Origin of the sequence: Paracidovorax valerianellae, from assembly GCF_900102625.1 — a bacterium.
GTDB classification, from domain to species: Bacteria; Pseudomonadota; Gammaproteobacteria; order Burkholderiales; family Burkholderiaceae_C; genus Paracidovorax; species Paracidovorax valerianellae.
The window spans coordinates 150,615-168,783 of sequence record NZ_FMZC01000001.1 but is presented as its reverse complement, the minus strand read 5'-3'; the positions used below and the strand labels follow the sequence as shown (position 1 = coordinate 168,783).

The following is an 18,169-nucleotide window of genomic DNA, read 5'->3' as shown; positions in this document are numbered from 1 at the left end:
CGTTACAGCTTCTTGACCAGCACCTGGCTGCGGCGGTCCCAGTTGTATTTGCGCTTGCGGGCTTCGGGCAGCCATTCGGGGTCCACGGGCTGAAAGCCGCGCTTGATGAACCAGTGCATGGTGCGCGTGGTCAGCACGAAGAGGCTGGTCAGACCCATGCCCCGCGCCCGTTGCTCGATGCGCTTGAGCAGCTTTTCGCCATCGCCCGTGCCCTGGCTGTGCGGCGACACGGTCACGGCCGCCATCTCGGCCGTGCTGCCTTCGGGGTAGGGATAGAGCGCCGCGCAGCCGAAGATCACGCCATCGTGTTCGATGATGGTGTAGTTGGCAATGTCGCGCTCGATCTCGGTCCGGTCGCGCTTGACGAGGGTGCCGTCCTTCTCGAAGGGCTCGATGAGCTGCAGGATGCCGCCCACGTCGTCGGGCGTGGCCTCGCGCAGTTCTTCCAGCTTTTCATCGACCACCATGGTGCCGATGCCGTCGTGCACGTAAATCTCCAGCAGCAACGCACCGTCAACGGCGAACGGGATGATGTGGCTGCGTTCCACGCCGTTCTGGCAGGCTTTCACGCAGTGCTGCAGGTAGAACGCGGTGTCGGTGGGGCGCTGGCTGGGGGCCACGCGCGCCAGCATCTGCCGGGCCTGGGCCAACGGCAGTTCGGTGTCGATGGGGTTGTCGTCGCTCTCGGGCTCTTCGGGGTTCATGCGGATGCCTGGCACCTCGCACACGAACACCAGCTTGTCGGCCTTGAGCGCAATGGCCACCGAGGTCGCCACTTCTTCCATGGTCAGGTTGAAAGCCTCGCCGGTCGGCGAAAAGCCGAAGGGCGACAGCAGCACCAGCGCGTCCATGTCGAGCGACCGGCGGATGCCCGCCACGTCCACCTTGCGCACCAGCCCGGAGTGCTGGAAATCGACCCCGTCCACGATGCCCACGGGCCGCGCGGTCAAGAAGTTGCCCGAGATCACCCGCACCGTGGAGCCGGCCATCGGCGTATTGGGCAGGCCCTGGCTGAAGGCCGCTTCGATCTCGTAGCGCAACTGGCCCGCAGCTTCCTGCGCGCAGTCGAGCGCCACCGAGTCGGTCACGCGAATGCCATGCGAATACTTCTCGGCGTGGCCCTTGGCGGCAAGCTGCTCGTTCACCTGTGGGCGAAAGCCATGCACCAGCACGATCTTCACGCCCATCGCCTGAATCATGGCCAGGTCCTGCGCAATGGCCTGGAGCTTTCCGGCCGCGATGGCCTCGCCCGTGAGCCCGATCACGAAGGTCTGGTGGCGGAACTTGTGGATGTACGGCGCAACCGAGCGGAACCAGGGAACGAAGGTGAAATTGAAAACAGCGGACATTGGCAGCAGCGAGGGCGGGCAGGGGTGGAAAGACGGCGCAGGCCGGAATGATAAGTTGGGGGGCACCCCGGGCGGCCGGCCAAGGGATTTCGCGGGCGGTTTTCAGGTCATCGCCCGTCCCGCGCATCGGAACCCTCGCAAAAAACCGCCCACCGGGCCGCGAACGGCTCCAGCACCAGCCCTTCTTCGCCGCCCGGTTGCGGGTCCGGCGCGGCCAGGGCGATGGCGCAGTCCCGCATCAGCGCCACCATCTCCGGCGGCGTGATGGCACCGTGCTGCAGCAGCGCGTCCACCGTGCGCTTGATCGCGTCGCGGTGCGTGCCCAGCAGCGACTGGGCGCGTCGGTACTGCGTGCGCAGCAGGGCTTCGATGGCATCGTTGCTGGGCGCTGCATCGGTATTGATGTGGTTGTCCATCTCCACCGTGACATCGGTGCGGCTGATGCGGTCGCCGAAGCCCTGGTGGCGGATGTACCTTGCGGCCTGGGCCGTGACCTGCTGGTAGTCGTGCTCGGCGCCCGTGGTGCAGGCCATTTCGCCGAACACCAGCTCTTCCGCGACACGGCCCGCCAGTCCCACGCACATTCCGTCCAGCGCGTTCTGGCGCGTGGTGGCCTTGAGGCTGGCAAAGCTGTTGTAGCCGCCCTCGAAAGAAGCGATGTTGATCTTGATCTCCTGCGGCGCGTGGCCGAACAGCAGCGCATAGGCCAGCCCATGGCCCGCTTCGTGCACGGCAAGCAGGGTGCGAAAGTCGGCATGCGTGCGCTGCTTGAGGCGATGCAGATCCAGCGCAACCGCGAAGCGGGCCTGCAGCGGCTCGCCCTGCGGGCCCTGGCCGGACACGGTGAAATGCTGCAGTCCGCCGCACAGACCGAGAGACAGCGTCTGGTGCGGCGGCACCCGCTGCTCCAGCGCCCACAGCGCCGCATTCACGAGCGTCGCGCTCAAAATGGCATGCACCGACGAGAACAGTGGCCGCGTCCCTTGGGCGGGAAACACGGCGTTGTCATAGAGCGCCTGGAACACGTCGGCGCCGATGCCAAAGCGCACACCGGTCTGCCGTGCGATGTCGTCCACGTACCGGCTGCAGAGGTGGCGGATGAGCCGTTCGTAAGTGGCCTTGCTGAACGATGGATAGATCACGTGCCCGTTGCCCAGCCGCGCGATCTGCTCGGGCTTGAAGCGCGAGCTCAGGGCCTTTTTCACATCGATGAGCGAGAGCTTGCGGGTGAGCCGGTGAAAGATGTCGGCATCGGTATCGCAGTCTTCCACGCGCTGTGCGGTCTCGTGGTACATCTCGTCGAGATTGCCGCAGACGAACACCAGCAGGCGGCTGTAATCGGTCTCCCAGGCCTGCTGCGACTGCTGGAACTGCGCAAACAGCTGCCGCACTTTCGTGGGTGGCCACTGCATGATTTCCGCCAGCGGCTCGCGCAGCTTGAGCATGCCCTTGAGCTCTTGCGCGTCCCACACGTCCAACTGAAAGCGGTAGGGCGGCTTGTCGGCCCGGGGCGCTTCGTCGGCGTCTTCGCGCTCAGCCTCGTAAGAGGCGTCGGCCAGCTTGCGTTCGATGGCGCCCAGCGCGCTCAGGGGCGGCGGCAGGCGGCCATCGGACAGCAGCGCCCACACGTCCTGGTAGCGCTCGACGGGCGCATCGCGCCCTTGTGCGTCCACGGTGCGAAAGCGCTGGAATTCATCCAGCACGAGGATGCCGGGCGCGCCCTCGTCGATGCCCGAATCCGACAGCATGCCGGCGATGGACGAGCTGCGGTAGCTGGCACCGTGGCTGAATCCGTCCATCTGCACTTCCACGAACCGGTCGTAAAAGCCCAGCAGCTGGGCCAGCCGGCGGGTGAGCTGCGTCTTGCCCGTGCCGGTCAGGCCCCACAGGCAGACGATCACGGGCCGGGTGATGCACTGGGGCAGCACGTACCAGGCCCGCACGCTGTCGATGACCCGGTCGATCACTTCGTCGATGCCGAACAGTTCGGCCTTGAGCTGGGCCGCGGCGTCGGCGAGCCGCTGCTGGCGTTCGGCCAGTTCGAGGTGCAGCGGCGGCAGAGCCACTGCGGGAAGGGTTGTCATGTCCATATTGGTCTTCTTCGATGTCAATCCGTGGTGTCGCTGCGGCGCAGGGTGCGCTGCAGCGCCATGCGGTCGGCGCGGCGCTGCGCGCCCTGGCTGCGGATGTGCTTGCCGGCGGCGGCGCTGGAGCCGCGCGCTGCGAGCGCGCGGGCCACGGGGTTGCGCGGAGGTGCGCTGGTTTCAAGGTGCAGCACCATCGGCTGCTTCATGCGGCGCAAGGCCTTGACCCGGCCTTGCTGGAAGGCGCGGGAACGTTTCTGTGCACTCATTGCGTGCGATTCCTGAAAGCAAAAAGCCCCGGCTGGAGAGGCCAGGGCTTTCGTGCGGCGCGCCCTCTACCAAGAGGGTGGGGCAGCGCAGCAGCCTTGGCTGAACGGCGTGTGAGCGACACGGTTCAGCCGGGGCGAGGAACCGTGTTCAGTGGAGGGTGTTGAACAAATGAGGCATGGAAAAAAGCTCCGTAAAAGAGGGCGTCGCAAGGGTGCTCGTTGCGGCGCTGGTGAAGCGAAGGCGCGATTATCAAATCGGCCCGGCGTGCGTGGCAAGGCTGCGGTGCATCCCTTGTTGTGCACGGCCAACGGCGGGCTCGGATAATGCAGCCCTTCATGACCGAATCCGCGCCTTCTTCCTCCCCATCCGCCAACGCCGCCCCGGCCGCTTCCGCCAAGCCCGCAACGCGTGCCGCGCCGCTGCAGATCACCTTTCCGCCGTCCTTGCCGGTCTCGGCGCGGCGCGACGAAATCATGGCGGCGATGCGGGAACACCAGGTCATCATCGTGTGCGGCGAGACCGGCTCGGGCAAGACCACGCAGCTGCCCAAGATCGCGCTGGCGCTCGGCCGCGGCAAGTGCAATGCGGCGCCCGGGCAGAAGGGCCAGCTCATCGGGCACACGCAGCCGCGCCGCATCGCCGCCAGCAGCGTGGCCAAGCGCATCGCCGACGAACTGCAGACCCCGCTGGGCGACGTGGTGGGCTACAAGGTGCGCTTTCAGGACCGGCTCTCGCGCGACGCTTCGGTCAAGCTCATGACCGACGGCATCCTGCTGGCCGAGACGCAGACCGATCCGCTGCTCAAGGCCTACGACACGATCATCATCGACGAGGCACACGAGCGCAGCCTCAACATCGACTTCCTGCTGGGCTATCTGCGCCAGATCCTGCCTCGCAGGCCGGACCTGAAGGTGGTGGTCACCTCGGCCACCATCGATGCCGACCGCTTCGCCAAGCACTTCGCGCTGCCGCGTCCTTCGCAGGACCGCTCCAAGCCGGGCGAAAATCCCGCGGGCGGCGAGCTGGTGCCGGCGCCCATCATCTACGTGTCCGGCCGCACCTTTCCTGTGGAGCAGCGCTGGCGCCCGTTCGAGGATTCGCGCGACTACGGCCTGAACGAGGCCATCGCCGATGGCGTGGATGAGCTGTGGGCAGGCAATGCCGGCGGTGACATCCTCGTCTTCCTGCCGGGCGAGCGTGAGATCCGCGAGGCGGCCGACCACTTGCGCAAGCACCTCGCGCACCAGCCGGTCATGCGCAATGCCGAGGTGCTGCCCCTGTTCGCGCGGCTGTCGCAGGCCGAGCAGGACCGCATCTTCGACGGCCACACCGGCCGGCGCATCGTGCTGGCCACTAACGTGGCCGAAACCTCGCTCACCGTGCCCGGAGTCCGTTACGTCATCGACGCAGGTACCGCGCGCTTCAAGCGCTACAGTTTTAGGAGCAAGGTGGAGCAGTTGATGGTCGAGCCCGTCAGCCAGGCCGCCGCGAACCAGCGCGCAGGCCGCTGCGGCCGCGTGGCCAACGGCATCTGCATCCGTCTCTACGACGAGGCGGATTTCAACGGGCGGCCGCGCTTCACCGACCCAGAAATCCTGCGCTCGTCGCTGGCGGGCGTCATCCTGCGGATGAAGTCGCTCAACCTGGGCGACGTGGCGCAGTTCCCGTTCATCGAGGCCCCCTCGGGCCGCGCGATTGCCGATGGCTACCAGTTGCTGGGCGAGTTGGGTGCGGTGGACGAATCCAACGAACTCACGCCCATGGGCCAGGAACTGTCGCGCCTGCCGCTCGACCCGCGCGTGGGCCGCATGATTTTGGAGGCGCGCGAACGCCAGGCGCTGGACGAGGTACTCATCATCGCCAGCGCATTGAGCGTGCAGGACGTGCGCGACCGCCCGATGGAGGCGCAGCAGCAGGCCGACCAGGCGCATGCCAAGTTCGACGACGAGAAGAGTGAATTCAGCGGCTACCTCAAGCTCTGGAAATGGATCAACGAAGCCCGTGGCGGTGCACCCACCCTGCCGTCGGCCCGCATGCAAAAGCAGGCGGCCCGCAAGGGCGCGCCTTCGCAGGCCGTGCTGCCCGTGTCGCAGCGCATGGCCGCTGCCGCCGTGGCACCGCCGCCGGCCGCCGAAGCCGCCGTGGCGGCACCGACCCACAAGCTGAGCAACCGCCAATACGAAGCGCTGCTGCGCCAGAACTTCATCAGCGTGCGCCGGCTGCGCGAGTGGCGCGACATCCACACGCAATTGCTCACGGTCGTCACCGAGCACCGCTGGAGCATCAACGAGCGTCCCGCGAGCTATGAGCAGATCCACCTGTCCATGCTGGCCGGGCTGCTGGGCAACATCGGCGTGAAGAGCGACGAGGAAGACTGGTACCTGGGCGCGCGCGGCATCAAGTTCTACAAGCACCCGGGCGCCCACCTGTCCAAGAAGCCCGGGCGCTGGATCGTCGCGGCCGAGCTGGTGGAAACCACGCGTCTGTTCGGCCGGGGCATCGCCGCCATCGAGCCGCAGTGGATCGAGCAACTGGGCGGCCACCTGCTCAAGAAGCAACTGCTCGACCCGCACTGGGAAAAGAAGGCCGCCGAGGTCAATGCCCTGGAGCGCGCCACGCTCTACGGCATCGTCATCTACAACAACCGACGGGTGAACTTCGGCAAGGTGGACCCGTATGCCGCGCGCGAGATCTTCATCCGCGAAGCGCTGATCGGTGGGCAGTGGGACACCAAGCTGCCGTTCCTGGCGGCCAACCACAAGCTCATCGCCAAGGTGGAAGAGCTCGAACACAAGTCACGGCGCCAGGACGTGCTGGTGGACGACGAGCTGATCTATGCCTTCTACGACCAGCAACTGCCACCGGACGTGTGCAGCGGCTACAGCTTCGAAGCCTGGTACCGCGACGCGAGCGCCGCCAACCCCGATCTGCTCAAGCTGACGCGGGAAGAACTCATGCGCCACGAGGCGGCCGGCATCACCGGCAACGCCTTTCCCCGCACCGTGCGGCTGGGCGGCGTGGATTGCGTGGCCACCTACCTGCACGAGCCCGGCGACCCGCGCGACGGCATCACCGTGACCGTGCCGCTCTTCGTGCTCAACCAGGTCAGCGACGAGCGCTGCGAATGGCTGGTGCCCGGCATGCTGCAACCCAAGATCCAGGCGCTGCTCAAGAGCCTGCCGCAGCGCCCGCGCAGCCGGTTCGTGCCGCTGCCCGACAGCGCGGTGCGGCTGGCCGAGCTGCTCGGCACGCCGGAGCGCTTCGGCCATGGCAGCCTGGTCGACGTGCTGCTCAAGCAGGTGCGCGACGAGACCTCGCTGGACGTCAAGCGGGCCGATTTCAAGCTGGACATGCTCAGCCCGCACCTGTTCATGAACTTCCGTGTGGTGGACGAGCATGGGCGCCAGCTCGGCCACGGGCGCAACCTGGGGGCACTCAAGGCCGAGTGGGGCGCCAAGGCGCGGGGTGCATTCCAGGCACTGGCCGGGCTCAAGCTGGGGGGTGATGCCAAAGGCTTTGAAGAAAAAGAGCCTCCAGCGCATATGGGACTAAGGCAGTCTGCTATAAAAAAAGAAGCAGAGCAGCCTGCGCGGCGTGGTGCTGCGTCCGGGCAGGCAGCGGCCCCTGCTGCTGCACCGGCGTCTGCGGCGGGGTCCTCGGCCCGCCAGGCACCGGCAGGCCAGCGCTACACGGCCTGGACTTTCGGCGAGTTGCCCGAACTGATGGAAATCCGCAAAGGCGGCCAGACGCTGATCGGTTTTCCGGCGCTCATCGATGGGGGCGACGCGGTCACCATCGAGGTGTTCGACGAACCCGAGCTGGCGGCGGCCAAGCACCGCGCGGGGTTGCGCCGCTTGTTCGCGCTGCAGATCAAGGACGCGCTCAAATACCTGGAAAAGAACATTCCCGACCTGCAGAAGATGGCGGTGGCGTACATGCCGCTGGGCACGCAGGAAGAACTGCGCACCCAGATCATCGATGTGGCCCTGGACCGCGCCTTCCTGCTCGACCCGCTGCCCACCGACGAAGCGGCTTTCAAGCGCCGGGTGGAAGAGGGCCGTGGCCGGCTCACGCTGATCGCGAACGAAGTCGCCCGGCTGGCCGGCACCATCTTGCTGGAATACGCCGCCGCGGCCCGCAAGATCAAGGACACCAAGAACGCGCCAGACGCCGTGCAGGACGCGCAGCAGCAATTGCAGCGCCTCATGCCCAAGCAATTCCTGGCAGCCGCACCCTGGACGCAACTGGCGCACTTCGGCCGCTACCTCAAAGCCATCACGCTGCGGCTGGACAAGTACCGGGCCGACCCGGCCCGCGACGCCGCCAAGCTGGCCGAACTGCGCCCGCAGGAGCAACGCTACTGGCGCCTGGTGGCAGAACGCAAAGGGGCTGTGGACGCACGCATGCAAGAGTTGCGCTGGTTGCTGGAAGAACTGCGTGTCAGCTTTTTCGCGCAAGAGTTGCGGACCCCGCAGCCGGTGAGCGTGAAGCGGCTCGACAAGCTCTGGGCACAGTTGAATAGCTGAGGTAGACAGGCGCTGCCTTGGGATCACCGGCGGTGAGGCAGGGCCTGAAGTGCCACGGCCCTGAAGTGCCAAGGCCCAGGAGCACGAGTGCAGGCGGATTCAGATCGCGGCTTCAGGTGTCCATGGAAAGCGCGCTGCAAGGATTTAAAGCGGGGACGGCCCCACTTTTTCCTCGGCTGCCTCCGCTGCTCTTAGTTTCGCTGTCTGCGCTGCCTCAGCGCCTCCGCTCCATCCACTTCGCCAGGGCTTCGGGAAAGCGCAAGACATCGTTGCGGCCTTCCAACGCGCCAACCCGAAAGCCTCGGCTCAGTGCGGCGTCTGCATGGCCGCTTCGGCACGCACCAGGCGGTCCAGTTCGGCACAAACGTCGGCCATGCGGCCGGAAATAAGCACCCGCGCTGCTGCGCCCGGCCCACGGCGGTCCAGGACGCGCAAAGGACGCATGGACGCGGCGTTGCGCGGACGGCTGCAGGCCGTGAAGGCCGCACTGTCGTTGGCACTGGTGCTGGACCAAGTGCCTACGGGGGCTGGATGGGCCAGTTCAGGGCGATCCAGCCGGGGGCGGACCACCGCGAAGCGCCTGGGCAGGACGGGCGGGGCCGGTTGCGCACGGCCATCTAACGCCCCGTCCAGCAGCGAAAGTTGCGTTGCCTCGGCCGGTTGAGGCTGCGGCAACGCGCCCCGGGCGGCCGTTTCCGGGCCGTGGCTTGAATCCGGTTGCAAGCTTGCACCGTGCGTACGGATCGATGCCTGTCCGGCGGGGGCAGCACTCTTGATCGCCGACACGCCGGGCGCACGACCCGAGGCACCTGCGCGCTCCGGGCGAACGGGTCGGCAGGCGGGCGCACGCAACCAACGCGCCAGCGCATTGAGCGGTTGGGAGAAAGAAGACAAGGTGAGCAGGGCAAATCCCATGTGAAAACTCCAGCGAAGTGCGAGGGGGTTGAACACAGGCAGGATTGCCAAGTAAAAACACACTGCCGCAGGGTTGGCTGGCCATGGCTTGATTGATTGCCCATGACCGCCAGACGCCCGCCACCTGCGGCGGTGTGTATGGGGCTACATCAGCATGGTGTTGCGGATGAGGCCCACTGCGAGGCCTTCGATTTCGAAGGGCTCGCCGGGGTGCACGGTGATCACGGGGTAGTCGGGGTTTTCCGGCAGCAGCTCGATGGCGGTGGCCGTGCGGCGCAGGCGCTTGACGGTGACGTCGTCGCCCAGGCGGGCCACTATGATCTGGCCGTTGCGCGCTTCGCGGGTGGATTGCACCGCGAGCAGGTCGCCGTCCATGATGCCCGCGTCGCGCATGGACATGCCGCGCACCTTGAGCAGGTAATCGGGCTTGTGCTGAAACAGGCTGCCTTCCAGGCTGTAGGTCTGGTCGACGTGTTCCTGCGCGAGAATGGGCGACCCTGCAGCCACGCGGCCCACCAGAGGCAGCACCAGTTGCGACAGGCCCGGAATGGGCAGATGGAACTGCGTGCCGCGCGCGGCGTTGATTGAGCGCACCGCATCGCCCCGAAGCCGGATGCCCCGCGATGTGCCGCTGACCAGTTCGATCACGCCTTTGCGGGCCAGTGCCTGAAGGTGCTCTTCAGCAGCGTTGGCGGATTTGAAGCCGAATTCAGCCGCGATCTCTGCCCGGGTGGGAGGCGCGCCGGTGCGGGAAATGGCGGTCTGGATCAGATCGAGGATCTGCTGCTGGCGGGCGGTGAGCTTGGGACTGTCGAACATGTGTGACTCCGGTGCTGAACGGAAAGGCAGAGAAAGCCTGTTTTTTAATCCAGTCACTGTATTTTTAACCAGTTTTTTGGAGCGTGCAAGTGGGCACAGGAAAAATCGTGGTGCTCGGCACCGGCGGAACGATTGCCGGTACGGCAGCCGAGGCGGGGGACAACATCGGCTACAGGGCCGGACAGGTAGGCATTTCGCAGTTGCTGGAAGCCGTTCCTGGATCGGAAAAGGCTGCAGGCGGCCGGATTGAAGCCGAGCAGATCGCGCAGATCGACAGCAAGGACATGGATTTCGCCGTATGGCGGCAGTTGGGCCTGCGATGCGCTGAACTGCTGGCGGACGCTGACGTGCGGGGCATCGTCGTCACCCACGGTACCGACACGCTCGAAGAAACGGCGTGGTTCCTGCATTCCGTGCTGTCCGCGGACCGCCCCGTGGTGCTCGCCAGCGCCATGCGGCCCGCCACGGCCATGGCGCCGGACGGCCCGCAAAACCTGCTCGACGCGGTGACCGTGGCTGCAACGCCCGGGGCACGCGGTGTCCTGGCGGTCGCGGCCGGCACGATCCATGGCGCGCGTCACGTGCAGAAGGTGCATCCCTATCAGCTGGATGCGTTCAGTTCCGGGGAAGTGGGCCCGGTGGGATGGGTGGAGGAGGGCGCCGTGCGGCTGGCCTGCGGTTGGCCCGAACCGCTGGGCACGCCGGCTGCTCTGCAGGCGAGGTTGAAGTCGGTGGGCGACACCTTGCTCTGGCCTCGGGTGGACATTCTCATGAACCATGCCGGCGCGGACGGACGCATCGTCGATCTGCTGGTGCGCGACGGCGCGGACGGCATCGTCGTGGCCGCCACCGGCAACGGCACGGTGCACCAATCGCTGGGCGAGGCGTTGCAGCGCGCACACGCCAGCGGCGTGGATGTGCGCATCGCTACCCGTTGCCACAAAGGGCAGGTTTTGCCCAAGCCGGGCGATGTGCTGCCCCATTCGGAGGGCCTCAGCCCGGTGAAGGCACGCATCAGTCTGCTGCTCGAATTGCTGGCCCGGCCACGCCATCGGGGCTGAAACGACAACGCCCCGCGCATGGCGGGGCGTCAGGGGCTGTCATGGCGCTGCCAGCGCCAAATCAACCTGTATTGGAATCAGCCGGCGAGCGCTGCCAACGCGCGCTGGGTGATCTCTTCCACGCTGCCGGTGCCGCTGATGGCGCGGTACTTGGGTGCGCCGGCAGGGTCGGTCTTGGCCCAGCTGGAGTAATAGTCCACCAGCGGGCGGGTCTGGGCGCTGTACACGTCCAGGCGCTTTTTGACGGTGGCTTCCTTGTCGTCCTCGCGCTGGATCAGGTCTTCGCCGGTGACGTCGTCCTTGCCTTCCACCTTGGGCGGATTGAACTTGACGTGGTACGTGCGTCCGCTGGCAGGATGGGAGCGGCGGCCGCTCATGCGTTCGATGATGGCGTCGAACGGCACGTCGATTTCCAGCACGTAGTCGAGCTTGACACCGGCGGCCTTCATGGCGTCGGCCTGCGGGATCGTGCGGGGAAAACCGTCGAACAGGAAGCCGTGCGCGCAATCGGGCTCGGCGATGCGTTCCTTCACGAGATTGATGATGAGATCGTCGCTCACCAGCGCGCCCGCATCCATGACGGCCTTGGCCTGCTGCCCCAGCGGCGTGCCGGCCTTGACGGCAGCGCGCAGCATGTCACCGGTGGAGATTTGCGGAATGCCGTATTTTTGGCAGATGAATGCGGCCTGCGTGCCCTTTCCGGCGCCGGGTGCGCCCAAAAGAATCAGTCTCATGGATGTCCTCTAAGTGTTGAATTCGGCTGGCGCCACTGGCCACGGGCTTGCCTCCTGCCCGGGATGCGGCACTCTGATCGCGGGCAAGGATAGCACGCGGGTCCGCGCGCTTTCCTGACACCGTCGGGACTCGAAAATCCCTATCGGAGCAGGGCGCGGACGCGCTCCAGATCCTGCGGCGTGTCCACGCCCGGGCTGGGTGCCGCGGCCGTGATGTGCACAGCGATGCGATGGCCGTGCCACAGGGCGCGCAGCTGCTCCAGGGCCTCGACAGCCTCGGTGGGCGCGGGCGGCAGCGACGGAAACTGGCGCAGGAACGAGGCCCGGTAGCTGTACAGGCCGATGTGGCGCAGCGGCGCGTAGCCTGCCGGCACGCCAGGGACGCGCCCTTCGGCCCCGCCCGTCCACCAGGCCGTACCGGCGTGGTCGCGTGCGTGGGGAATGGGAGCGCGGCTGAAATAGTGCGCCAGCCCGCGAGCATCGAGCACGACCTTCACGATGTTGGGATTGGCGTAATCGGCCAGGGTGTCGATGGCGTGCGCGGCGGTGCCCATGCTGGCTTCGGGGCGGGCGGGCAGCAGTGCGGCCACGGCATCGATGAGCGCGGGATCGATCAGCGGCTCATCGCCCTGCACATTCACCACGATGTCATCGCCGTCGAGGCCGAGCTGCTCGCAGGCCTCTGCCAGGCGATCGCTGCCGCTGGGATGGTCGGCCCGCGTCAGGAGCGCCTGCACCCCGTGCGCCTGGCAGGCGGCGAGGATGCGGGCATCGTCTGCCGCCACCACCACGCATGCGGCGCGGCTCTGGGCCGCGCGCTGGGCGACGCGCACCACCATGGGCAGTCCGGCAATGTCGGCCAGCGGCTTGTCGGGCAGGCGCGTCGAGGCCAGCCGTGCGGGAATCAATACGGTGAAGGGCGCGACCGGCGCAGTCACGCCTCCAGCTCCTCGTCCGTCAGCGTGCGCGCCTCGTTTTCCAGGAGGACGGGAATGCCATCGCGCACGGGATAGGCCAGCCGTGCGCTGCGCGAGACGAGTTCTTGCCGTTCGCGGTCGAAGGTGAGCGAGCCTTTGGTGACGGGGCAGACCAGCAGTTCAAGCAGTTTGGGGTCCATGGCGGTAAGGGCTTTTTGGGTCAGTCGGACGGCGATGATAGCGAGCGGCGTACCGCAGCGGCTAGCAGCGCATCGTCCAGCAGCGTGAAAAAAGCGCTGTCGATGTCCACCCGAAGGGGCACGGCCAGCGCGTCCGGGTGACGGTGCCAGAGCTTGGCGGCGTCTTTTTCGGTGCAAATCAAGGCTGCGCCGTTGATTTCATTGCGCTGCCAGCTATCAAAATCATAGTGATCCGGCAGGGCGCTGGCGGACTGCAAGGCGAGTCCTTGCGCCTGCAGCATCGCAAAAAATTCCTGTGGCCGGGCGATGGCTGCCACCGCGTGCAATGGCTGATCGCGCAGCCGGGCCAGCGGCACCGTGCTGCCATCGGCCTGGACTGCATCGGTGCCGAGCGAGCGGCGCAGCGCAAACGCCGGCGCGCTGCCTTCAGGCCGGCCGCCGGCATGGAGCACGCAATCGACCGGCCGGGGCCAGGGCTCGCGCAGCGGGCCGGCGGGCAGCAAAAATCCATTGCCGACCCCGTCGTCGTTGAAGACGCACACCTCCACATCGCGCGTCAGTGCCAAATGCTGCAATCCGTCGTCGCACACGATCACGTCGACCGCGGGGTGCCGGGCCAAGAGCGCCCGAGCCGCCTGCGCCCGCTGGCGTGCCACGAACACCGGCACGCCGGTGCTGCGCGCGATCAATGAGGGTTCATCGCCCACTTCGGAGGCGTTGCTATCCTGGTGCACCTCGCGGCAGTCATCGGTGGAACGCCCGTAGCCGCGCGACACCACGCCGGGGCGCCAACCCTGTGCCGCCAGGTGCCGCACGATCGCCTGCGTCACCGGCGTCTTGCCAGCACCGCCGGCGATCATGTTGCCCACCACGATCACCGGCACGGGCATGCGCTCGGACCGCAGAATGCCAGCGCGGTACAACAGGTGCCGCAATGCCACCACTGCGCGGTATAGGCAGGACACCGGCCAGAGCGCCCAGGCCAGCAGTCCGCGGCGCTTCCAGGCGTTTTGCAGCCGCTTTGACAAGGTCTCTGGGGCGACCGGCGGCGAGGGCGAAGGGAAGGAAGGGGAAGAGGGCGGCTGCGGCCCTGCGCCAGCCATCGCGGCTATTTGCCGGCGCTGGCCGTCGATTGCGTGGCGAAGGTGATCTGGGACAAGCCCACGCGGCGCGCAGCTTCCATCACCGTCACGACGGCCTGGTGGGGAGAGTTGGCGTCGGCGCTGATGATCACGACGCTGTCCTTGCCCGCAGTGGCTGCGGCAGCCAGTGCTTGCGAAACGACTTCCACGCTTTTGCCATCCACGGCGGACTTGTTGATGGCATAGCGGCCGTCGGCCGCCACGGCGACGATGACTTCTTTGGGGTGGTCCCGCTGCTGTTCGGCATCCGCCACGGGCAGCGTCAACTGCAGTTCGGTGAACTTGCTGTAGGTGGTGGACAGCATCAGGAAGATGAGCACCACCAACAGGACATCGATGAACGGAATCAGGTTGATTTCCGGCGCTTCGGTGGGGCGTTGGCGAAAGTTCATAGTCGTTCAGCCGATCGATGTTGCAAGGACAGGGGCGTGAACTGTCGCAACGCAGGCCCTGGGCCTCAAGATCATTTGCGCAGGCGGCAAATGTGCCGCACGAACTGCTCGGAGGCGAGCTCGAGGGTCAGCAGGTAGCCGTCCACGCGGCTGCGGAAGTAGCGCCAGAAGATCAGTGCCGGAATCGCCACGATCAGGCCGAACGCGGTGTTGTACAGCGCGATCGAAATGCCCTGCGCCAGTTGGGCAGGGTTGCCGCCGCCCGATTGCCCGGCGCCTGCCTGGGAGCCGAAGATCTCGATCATGCCGATCACCGTGCCTAGCAGGCCGAGCAGCGGTGCGGCGGAGGCAATGGTTGCCAGCGCGCTGAGGTACTTTTCAAGGCGGTGCGCAACGGCCCGGCCGGAACTCTCCATGGCGGCGCGCACATCGGCTTCGTTGCTCTGCGGATTGCTGTTGAGCGTGCGCAGGCCGCTGGCCAGCACTTCGCCCAGCGCCGAGTTTTGCGCCAGTTGGTTCACCACATCGGGCGTAGGGAGGGAGCGGGAGGACACCGTGATGGCTTCATCCAGCAGTTTGGGAGGAGCGACCCGTGCGGTCTTGAGGGCGATGAAGCGCTCTACGACGAGTGCCAGCGCCAGAACGGAGCAGGCTATCAAGGGCCAGATCGGCCAGCCTGCGGCTTGTATGATCGACAGCAATTCTCTCTCCGCGCAGATGGAAGCAATCCGCGATTATGGCCCAGTTGGTGCGCCTGTCCACGCTGCGAAACGCCCATTCGCCATCACCCTGCCATGCCGCCCGACCCACTGCGCTCACCCACATTTTCTGTGGATAACTTTGTGGGCAACCGGGCTGCCATGGCCCGCCAAGCGGCGCCAAATCGTGAATTTGACAGATTGATGAAAAATAACGCACTGAAAAACCGTTTTGAATCAACGGCTTGCACGTATTTGCTGGCGATGCGCGGCCATGCCGCCGGTGATAGCCACTCAATTCGACTCCCAAGCCCGCTGTGGACTACTGCATTGCCGCAAAGGCCCGCCAGCCCTTGCGCCATGGGTATCTGACGCCATGAACCCTGCAATGGCGCCGCGAATCTGGGAAGTTGGCACGCTGTGCCGCGCCATTGCTGATGCTCTGGAGGCGCGGTTCAATCCTGTCGCGGTTCGGGGCGAGATCACCGGCTTTTCCCGGGCGTCCAGCGGGCATTGCTATTTCACGGTCAAGGATGGGCAAGGGCAAATCCGCTGCGCCATGTTCCGCCGTGCGGCCTTGCTGCTGGACTTCTCCCCGCGCGACGGCGAGTTGGTCGAACTGCGTGGCCGTTTGGGGGTTTACGAGGCGCGGGGCGACCTGCAACTCATCGTCGAGAGCATGCAGCGGGCGGGGCAAGGGGCGTTGTTCGAGCAGTTTCTGCGGCTCAAAACCCAGCTGGAGTCGGAAGGGCTGTTCGACAGTGCACGAAAGCGGCCGCTGCCGCTGATGCCGCGCGGCATTGGCCTGGTCACTTCGCCCGGCGCGGCGGCGCTGCACGATGTCGTGACGGCGCTACGGCGGCGGGTGCCGCACATTCCGGTCACGCTGGTGCCCGCCCTTGTGCAAGGGGCCATCGCTGCGGCATCGATGCGTGCTGCGCTGTCCAAGTTGTATGCCATGGCCGATGGCAGCGACGCGAATGGCGGGCCATCCGATTCCCCGCGTCCGCATCCACCCATCGACGTGATCCTGCTCGTACGGGGCGGTGGGTCCATCGAGGATTTGTGGGCGTTCAATGATGAACACCTTGCACGCACCATTGTTCAGAGCCCGGTGCCTGTGATCTGCGGGGTCGGGCACGAAACCGACTTCACCATCGCCGATTTTTGTGCCGATCTGCGCGCGCCCACGCCGACAGCCGCTGCCGAACTGGTGTCGCAGCCGCGGACCGTCTGGCTGGGGGCGATCGATCTGCTGGGCGAGCGGCTGTCGGACGCTGTGCAGTCTCAGTTCGATGTTCGCCACCAGCGCCTTGACCTCGTGGCCCAGCGCCTGGGACGGCCTTCCGGACTGGTGGCGCGCCAGCAGACGCGGCTGGCCAGGCTGGCCGAACGCATGCGCCACAGCGTGCTATTAAAAATGCAGCGCCTTGCGCAGCGCCAGCAAGCGCTGGAGGCCGAAATGCCTCAGGTGCTCAAACGCCATGCCGTTCGCCAGTCGGAGCGGCTGGAGCGCTCCGCCCTGCGCTTGCAATTGCTGGACCCGCAGCTCGTGTTGCAACGGGGCTATGCCCTGCTGACCGATGCGCAAGGTCAGCCGGTTACCCAAGTGGCCCAGGTCCGCCCTGGCGACGCCCTGCGGGCTGCGGTGACGGATGGCGAGATCGATTTGCAAGTGGCCCAGCGCCGCTTGCTGTGACGGGATAAGCCGCCTTTTTTGCAATTGGCTGCGGCCTACAGCAACCCCTGCTATTACTTTCTACAATCGCCGCTTGGACCGCGCCGGCCCCAGGGGGCAGCGGTTTCATTCCAAGAATTTCAACCACGAAGGACTGCACCATGGAACATACCCTGCCACCGTTGCCCTATGCGATCGACGCCCTGGCGCCCCATTACAGCCAGGAGACGCTGGAATACCACTACGGCAAGCACCACAACGCGTACGTGGTGAACCTGAACAACCTGCAAAAGGGCACCGAATTCGAAAGCATGACGCTCGAAGAGATCGTCAAGAAGTCGAGCGGCGGCATCTACAACAATGCAGCGCAAATCTGGAACCACACCTTCTTCTGGAACTGCATGGCACCCAGCGGCGGCGGAGAGCCCACCGGTGCACTGTCCGCTGCCATCAATGCCAAGTGGGGCAGCTACGCCGCCTTCAAGGAAGCTTTCGTGAAAAGCGCCGTGGGCAATTTCGGCTCCGGCTGGACCTGGCTGGTGAAGAAGGCTGACGGCAGCGTGGACATCGTGAACACCGGCGCCGCTGGCACCCCGCTGACCACGGCCGACAAGGCACTGTTGACGGTCGACGTGTGGGAACATGCGTACTACATCGACTATCGCAACCAGCGCCCCAAGTTCGTCGAAACCTTCTTCGACAAGCTGGTGAACTGGAAGTTTGCTGAAAGCAACTTTGCCTGATTGCTTGAACTGGCATCATAAAAAACGGCCCTCAGGGGCCGTTTTTTATGGGCTGCCATCAAAGGACAGCCGAGGTCGAGGCCGTTGCTTCAGCGGCGGGTGAATGGAGCGCCAGACAGCTTGGCCCCTGCCTTTACCCCCTTCTTGGCGAACCATCCCTGGTTCATCTCCAGCACGTAGCGCACCGGTTTTTCAGAGCAATGAGAGTCTTCCGTTTGAGGCTTCATGTCGGCAAGGTTGACGATGGTGCCGTCGTCCGCCACGAAGGCCGCAGTCAGAGGCAGGATCGTGTTTTTCATCCAGAAGCACTGCACGGCAGGTTCTTCGAACACGAAGAGCATGCCCTCCTGCTGGGGCATTTCCTTGCGGTGCATCAGGCCGATCTGCCGTTCCTGCGGCGCTACGGCCACTTGGGCATCGATGCGATGCATGCCAGCGCCGAGTTCCACGCGCTGCAAATTCAACTGGGGAGATTCCTGCGCATTGGCGGTGGTTCCAGCGGACAAGACCAACGCTGCAAAAACAGTCGCGAGGACTTTGTTGGGTGAGCAATTCGCTGCGCTAGAAAGGGATGATTTCATCATCTGGCGTTCCATAGATGCAATGGGAGATTGAAGGGTAGCAGCCCACAGCAAAAAGCC

17 protein-coding genes are annotated in these 18,169 nt (G+C 65.8%); 5 read left to right on the top strand and 12 right to left on the bottom strand.

The window, feature by feature from the left end; genetic code table 11:
• Nucleotides 1-2 precede the first annotated feature (2 nt).
• The 3 genes from argA to BLT03_RS00790 all read right to left on the bottom strand — a co-directional run bounded on the left by argA (nt 3) and on the right by BLT03_RS00790 (nt 3,702).
• On the bottom strand, nt 3-1,349 hold the full coding sequence (argA, locus tag BLT03_RS00800) for an amino-acid N-acetyltransferase (RefSeq protein WP_092739350.1): 1,347 nt from the start codon (nt 1,347-1,349) through the stop codon (nt 3-5).
• Between the two features lie 107 nt (nt 1,350-1,456).
• Nucleotides 1,457-3,439: an AAA family ATPase gene (locus tag BLT03_RS00795; RefSeq protein WP_092739348.1), complete on the bottom strand. Its 1,983-nt coding sequence runs from the start codon at nt 3,437-3,439 to the stop codon at nt 1,457-1,459.
• 17 nt (nt 3,440-3,456) lie between these two features.
• Nucleotides 3,457-3,702, bottom strand: coding sequence for a hypothetical protein (locus tag BLT03_RS00790; protein WP_092739346.1), 246 nt, complete (start codon nt 3,700-3,702; stop codon nt 3,457-3,459).
• A gap of 336 nt (nt 3,703-4,038) precedes the next feature.
• Between BLT03_RS00790 and hrpA the strand changes: the two genes are divergently transcribed.
• A complete protein-coding gene (gene hrpA, locus BLT03_RS00785) occupies nt 4,039-8,229 on the top strand; it encodes an ATP-dependent RNA helicase HrpA (RefSeq protein ID WP_245711181.1) in 4,191 nt (1,396 codons plus the stop codon).
• A 306-nt stretch (nt 8,230-8,535) separates the two neighbouring features.
• Here hrpA and BLT03_RS23655 read toward each other — a convergent pair whose 3' ends face one another.
• Both BLT03_RS23655 and lexA read right to left on the bottom strand, forming a co-directional pair.
• The gene (locus tag BLT03_RS23655; RefSeq protein WP_139160259.1) at nt 8,536-9,144 is read right to left on the bottom strand and encodes a hypothetical protein; all 609 of its coding nucleotides are present in this window, start codon (nt 9,142-9,144) and stop codon (nt 8,536-8,538) included.
• Between the two features lie 144 nt (nt 9,145-9,288).
• Nucleotides 9,289-9,963, bottom strand: a complete 675-nt coding sequence (gene lexA, locus BLT03_RS00780) for a transcriptional repressor LexA (protein WP_092739342.1) — start codon at nt 9,961-9,963, stop codon at nt 9,289-9,291.
• Between the two features lie 83 nt (nt 9,964-10,046).
• Here lexA and BLT03_RS00775 point away from each other — a divergent pair, with 83 nt between their 5' ends.
• Nucleotides 10,047-11,024 carry an asparaginase gene (locus BLT03_RS00775; RefSeq protein WP_092739340.1) on the top strand — a complete coding sequence of 326 codons (978 nt, stop codon included), beginning with the start codon at nt 10,047-10,049 and terminating at the stop codon, nt 11,022-11,024.
• A gap of 77 nt (nt 11,025-11,101) precedes the next feature.
• Here BLT03_RS00775 and adk read toward each other — a convergent pair whose 3' ends face one another.
• The 6 genes from adk to BLT03_RS00745 form a co-directional block, all read right to left on the bottom strand.
• Nucleotides 11,102-11,758, bottom strand: coding sequence for an adenylate kinase (gene adk, locus BLT03_RS00770; protein ID WP_092739339.1), 657 nt, complete (start codon nt 11,756-11,758; stop codon nt 11,102-11,104).
• Nucleotides 11,759-11,898: 140 nt separating this feature from the next.
• Nucleotides 11,899-12,696: a 3-deoxy-manno-octulosonate cytidylyltransferase gene (gene kdsB, locus BLT03_RS00765; protein WP_092739337.1), complete on the bottom strand. Its 798-nt coding sequence runs from the start codon at nt 12,694-12,696 to the stop codon at nt 11,899-11,901.
• Nucleotides 12,693-12,875, bottom strand: coding sequence for a Trm112 family protein (locus BLT03_RS00760; RefSeq protein ID WP_092739335.1), 183 nt, complete (start codon nt 12,873-12,875; stop codon nt 12,693-12,695). Before BLT03_RS00760 ends, kdsB begins: the two co-directional genes overlap by 4 nt.
• A 20-nt stretch (nt 12,876-12,895) precedes the next feature.
• Nucleotides 12,896-13,978: a tetraacyldisaccharide 4'-kinase gene (lpxK, locus tag BLT03_RS00755; protein ID WP_092739333.1), complete on the bottom strand. Its 1,083-nt coding sequence runs from the start codon at nt 13,976-13,978 to the stop codon at nt 12,896-12,898.
• A 5-nt stretch (nt 13,979-13,983) separates the two neighbouring features.
• Nucleotides 13,984-14,409 carry an ExbD/TolR family protein gene (locus BLT03_RS00750; protein ID WP_092739331.1) on the bottom strand — a complete coding sequence of 142 codons (426 nt, stop codon included), beginning with the start codon at nt 14,407-14,409 and terminating at the stop codon, nt 13,984-13,986.
• Between the two features lie 71 nt (nt 14,410-14,480).
• The gene (locus BLT03_RS00745; RefSeq protein ID WP_092739329.1) at nt 14,481-15,110 is read right to left on the bottom strand and encodes a MotA/TolQ/ExbB proton channel family protein; all 630 of its coding nucleotides are present in this window, start codon (nt 15,108-15,110) and stop codon (nt 14,481-14,483) included.
• 93 nt (nt 15,111-15,203) lie between these two features.
• Here BLT03_RS00745 and BLT03_RS23650 point away from each other — a divergent pair, with 93 nt between their 5' ends.
• From BLT03_RS23650 to BLT03_RS00735, 3 genes are all read left to right on the top strand, one after another.
• A complete protein-coding gene (locus BLT03_RS23650; protein ID WP_139160257.1) occupies nt 15,204-15,479 on the top strand; it encodes a hypothetical protein in 276 nt (91 codons plus the stop codon).
• Nucleotides 15,480-15,495: 16 nt separating this feature from the next.
• Nucleotides 15,496-16,806, top strand: a complete 1,311-nt coding sequence (gene xseA, locus BLT03_RS00740) for an exodeoxyribonuclease VII large subunit (protein WP_245711180.1) — start codon at nt 15,496-15,498, stop codon at nt 16,804-16,806.
• Between the two features lie 140 nt (nt 16,807-16,946).
• Nucleotides 16,947-17,528 (top strand): Fe-Mn family superoxide dismutase, encoded by a 582-nt coding sequence (locus BLT03_RS00735; RefSeq protein ID WP_092739325.1) that lies wholly within the window; start codon nt 16,947-16,949, stop codon nt 17,526-17,528.
• 89 nt (nt 17,529-17,617) lie between these two features.
• Here BLT03_RS00735 and BLT03_RS00730 read toward each other — a convergent pair whose 3' ends face one another.
• Nucleotides 17,618-18,124 (bottom strand): DUF192 domain-containing protein, encoded by a 507-nt coding sequence (locus BLT03_RS00730; RefSeq protein WP_245711179.1) that lies wholly within the window; start codon nt 18,122-18,124, stop codon nt 17,618-17,620.
• Nucleotides 18,125-18,169 lie beyond the last annotated feature (45 nt).

Coding starts and splice junctions, on each gene's coding strand:
- argA (WP_092739350.1), bottom strand. CDS start 1,349: ATGTCCGCTGTTTTCAATTTCACCTTCGTTCCCTGGTTCCGCTCGGTT.
- BLT03_RS00795 (WP_092739348.1), bottom strand. CDS start 3,439: ATGGACATGACAACCCTTCCCGCAGTGGCTCTGCCGCCGCTGCACCTC.
- BLT03_RS00790 (WP_092739346.1), bottom strand. CDS start 3,702: ATGAGTGCACAGAAACGTTCCCGCGCCTTCCAGCAAGGCCGGGTCAAG.
- hrpA (WP_245711181.1), top strand. CDS start 4,039: ATGACCGAATCCGCGCCTTCTTCCTCCCCATCCGCCAACGCCGCCCCG.
- BLT03_RS23655 (WP_139160259.1), bottom strand. CDS start 9,144: ATGGGATTTGCCCTGCTCACCTTGTCTTCTTTCTCCCAACCGCTCAAT.
- lexA (WP_092739342.1), bottom strand. CDS start 9,963: ATGTTCGACAGTCCCAAGCTCACCGCCCGCCAGCAGCAGATCCTCGAT.
- adk (WP_092739339.1), bottom strand. CDS start 11,758: ATGAGACTGATTCTTTTGGGCGCACCCGGCGCCGGAAAGGGCACGCAG.
- BLT03_RS00760 (WP_092739335.1), bottom strand. CDS start 12,875: ATGGACCCCAAACTGCTTGAACTGCTGGTCTGCCCCGTCACCAAAGGC.
- lpxK (WP_092739333.1), bottom strand. CDS start 13,978: ATGGCTGGCGCAGGGCCGCAGCCGCCCTCTTCCCCTTCCTTCCCTTCG.
- BLT03_RS00750 (WP_092739331.1), bottom strand. CDS start 14,409: ATGAACTTTCGCCAACGCCCCACCGAAGCGCCGGAAATCAACCTGATT.
- BLT03_RS23650 (WP_139160257.1), top strand. CDS start 15,204: ATGCCGCCCGACCCACTGCGCTCACCCACATTTTCTGTGGATAACTTT.
- xseA (WP_245711180.1), top strand. CDS start 15,496: ATGGCGCCGCGAATCTGGGAAGTTGGCACGCTGTGCCGCGCCATTGCT.
- BLT03_RS00735 (WP_092739325.1), top strand. CDS start 16,947: ATGGAACATACCCTGCCACCGTTGCCCTATGCGATCGACGCCCTGGCG.
- BLT03_RS00730 (WP_245711179.1), bottom strand. CDS start 18,124: ATGGAACGCCAGATGATGAAATCATCCCTTTCTAGCGCAGCGAATTGC.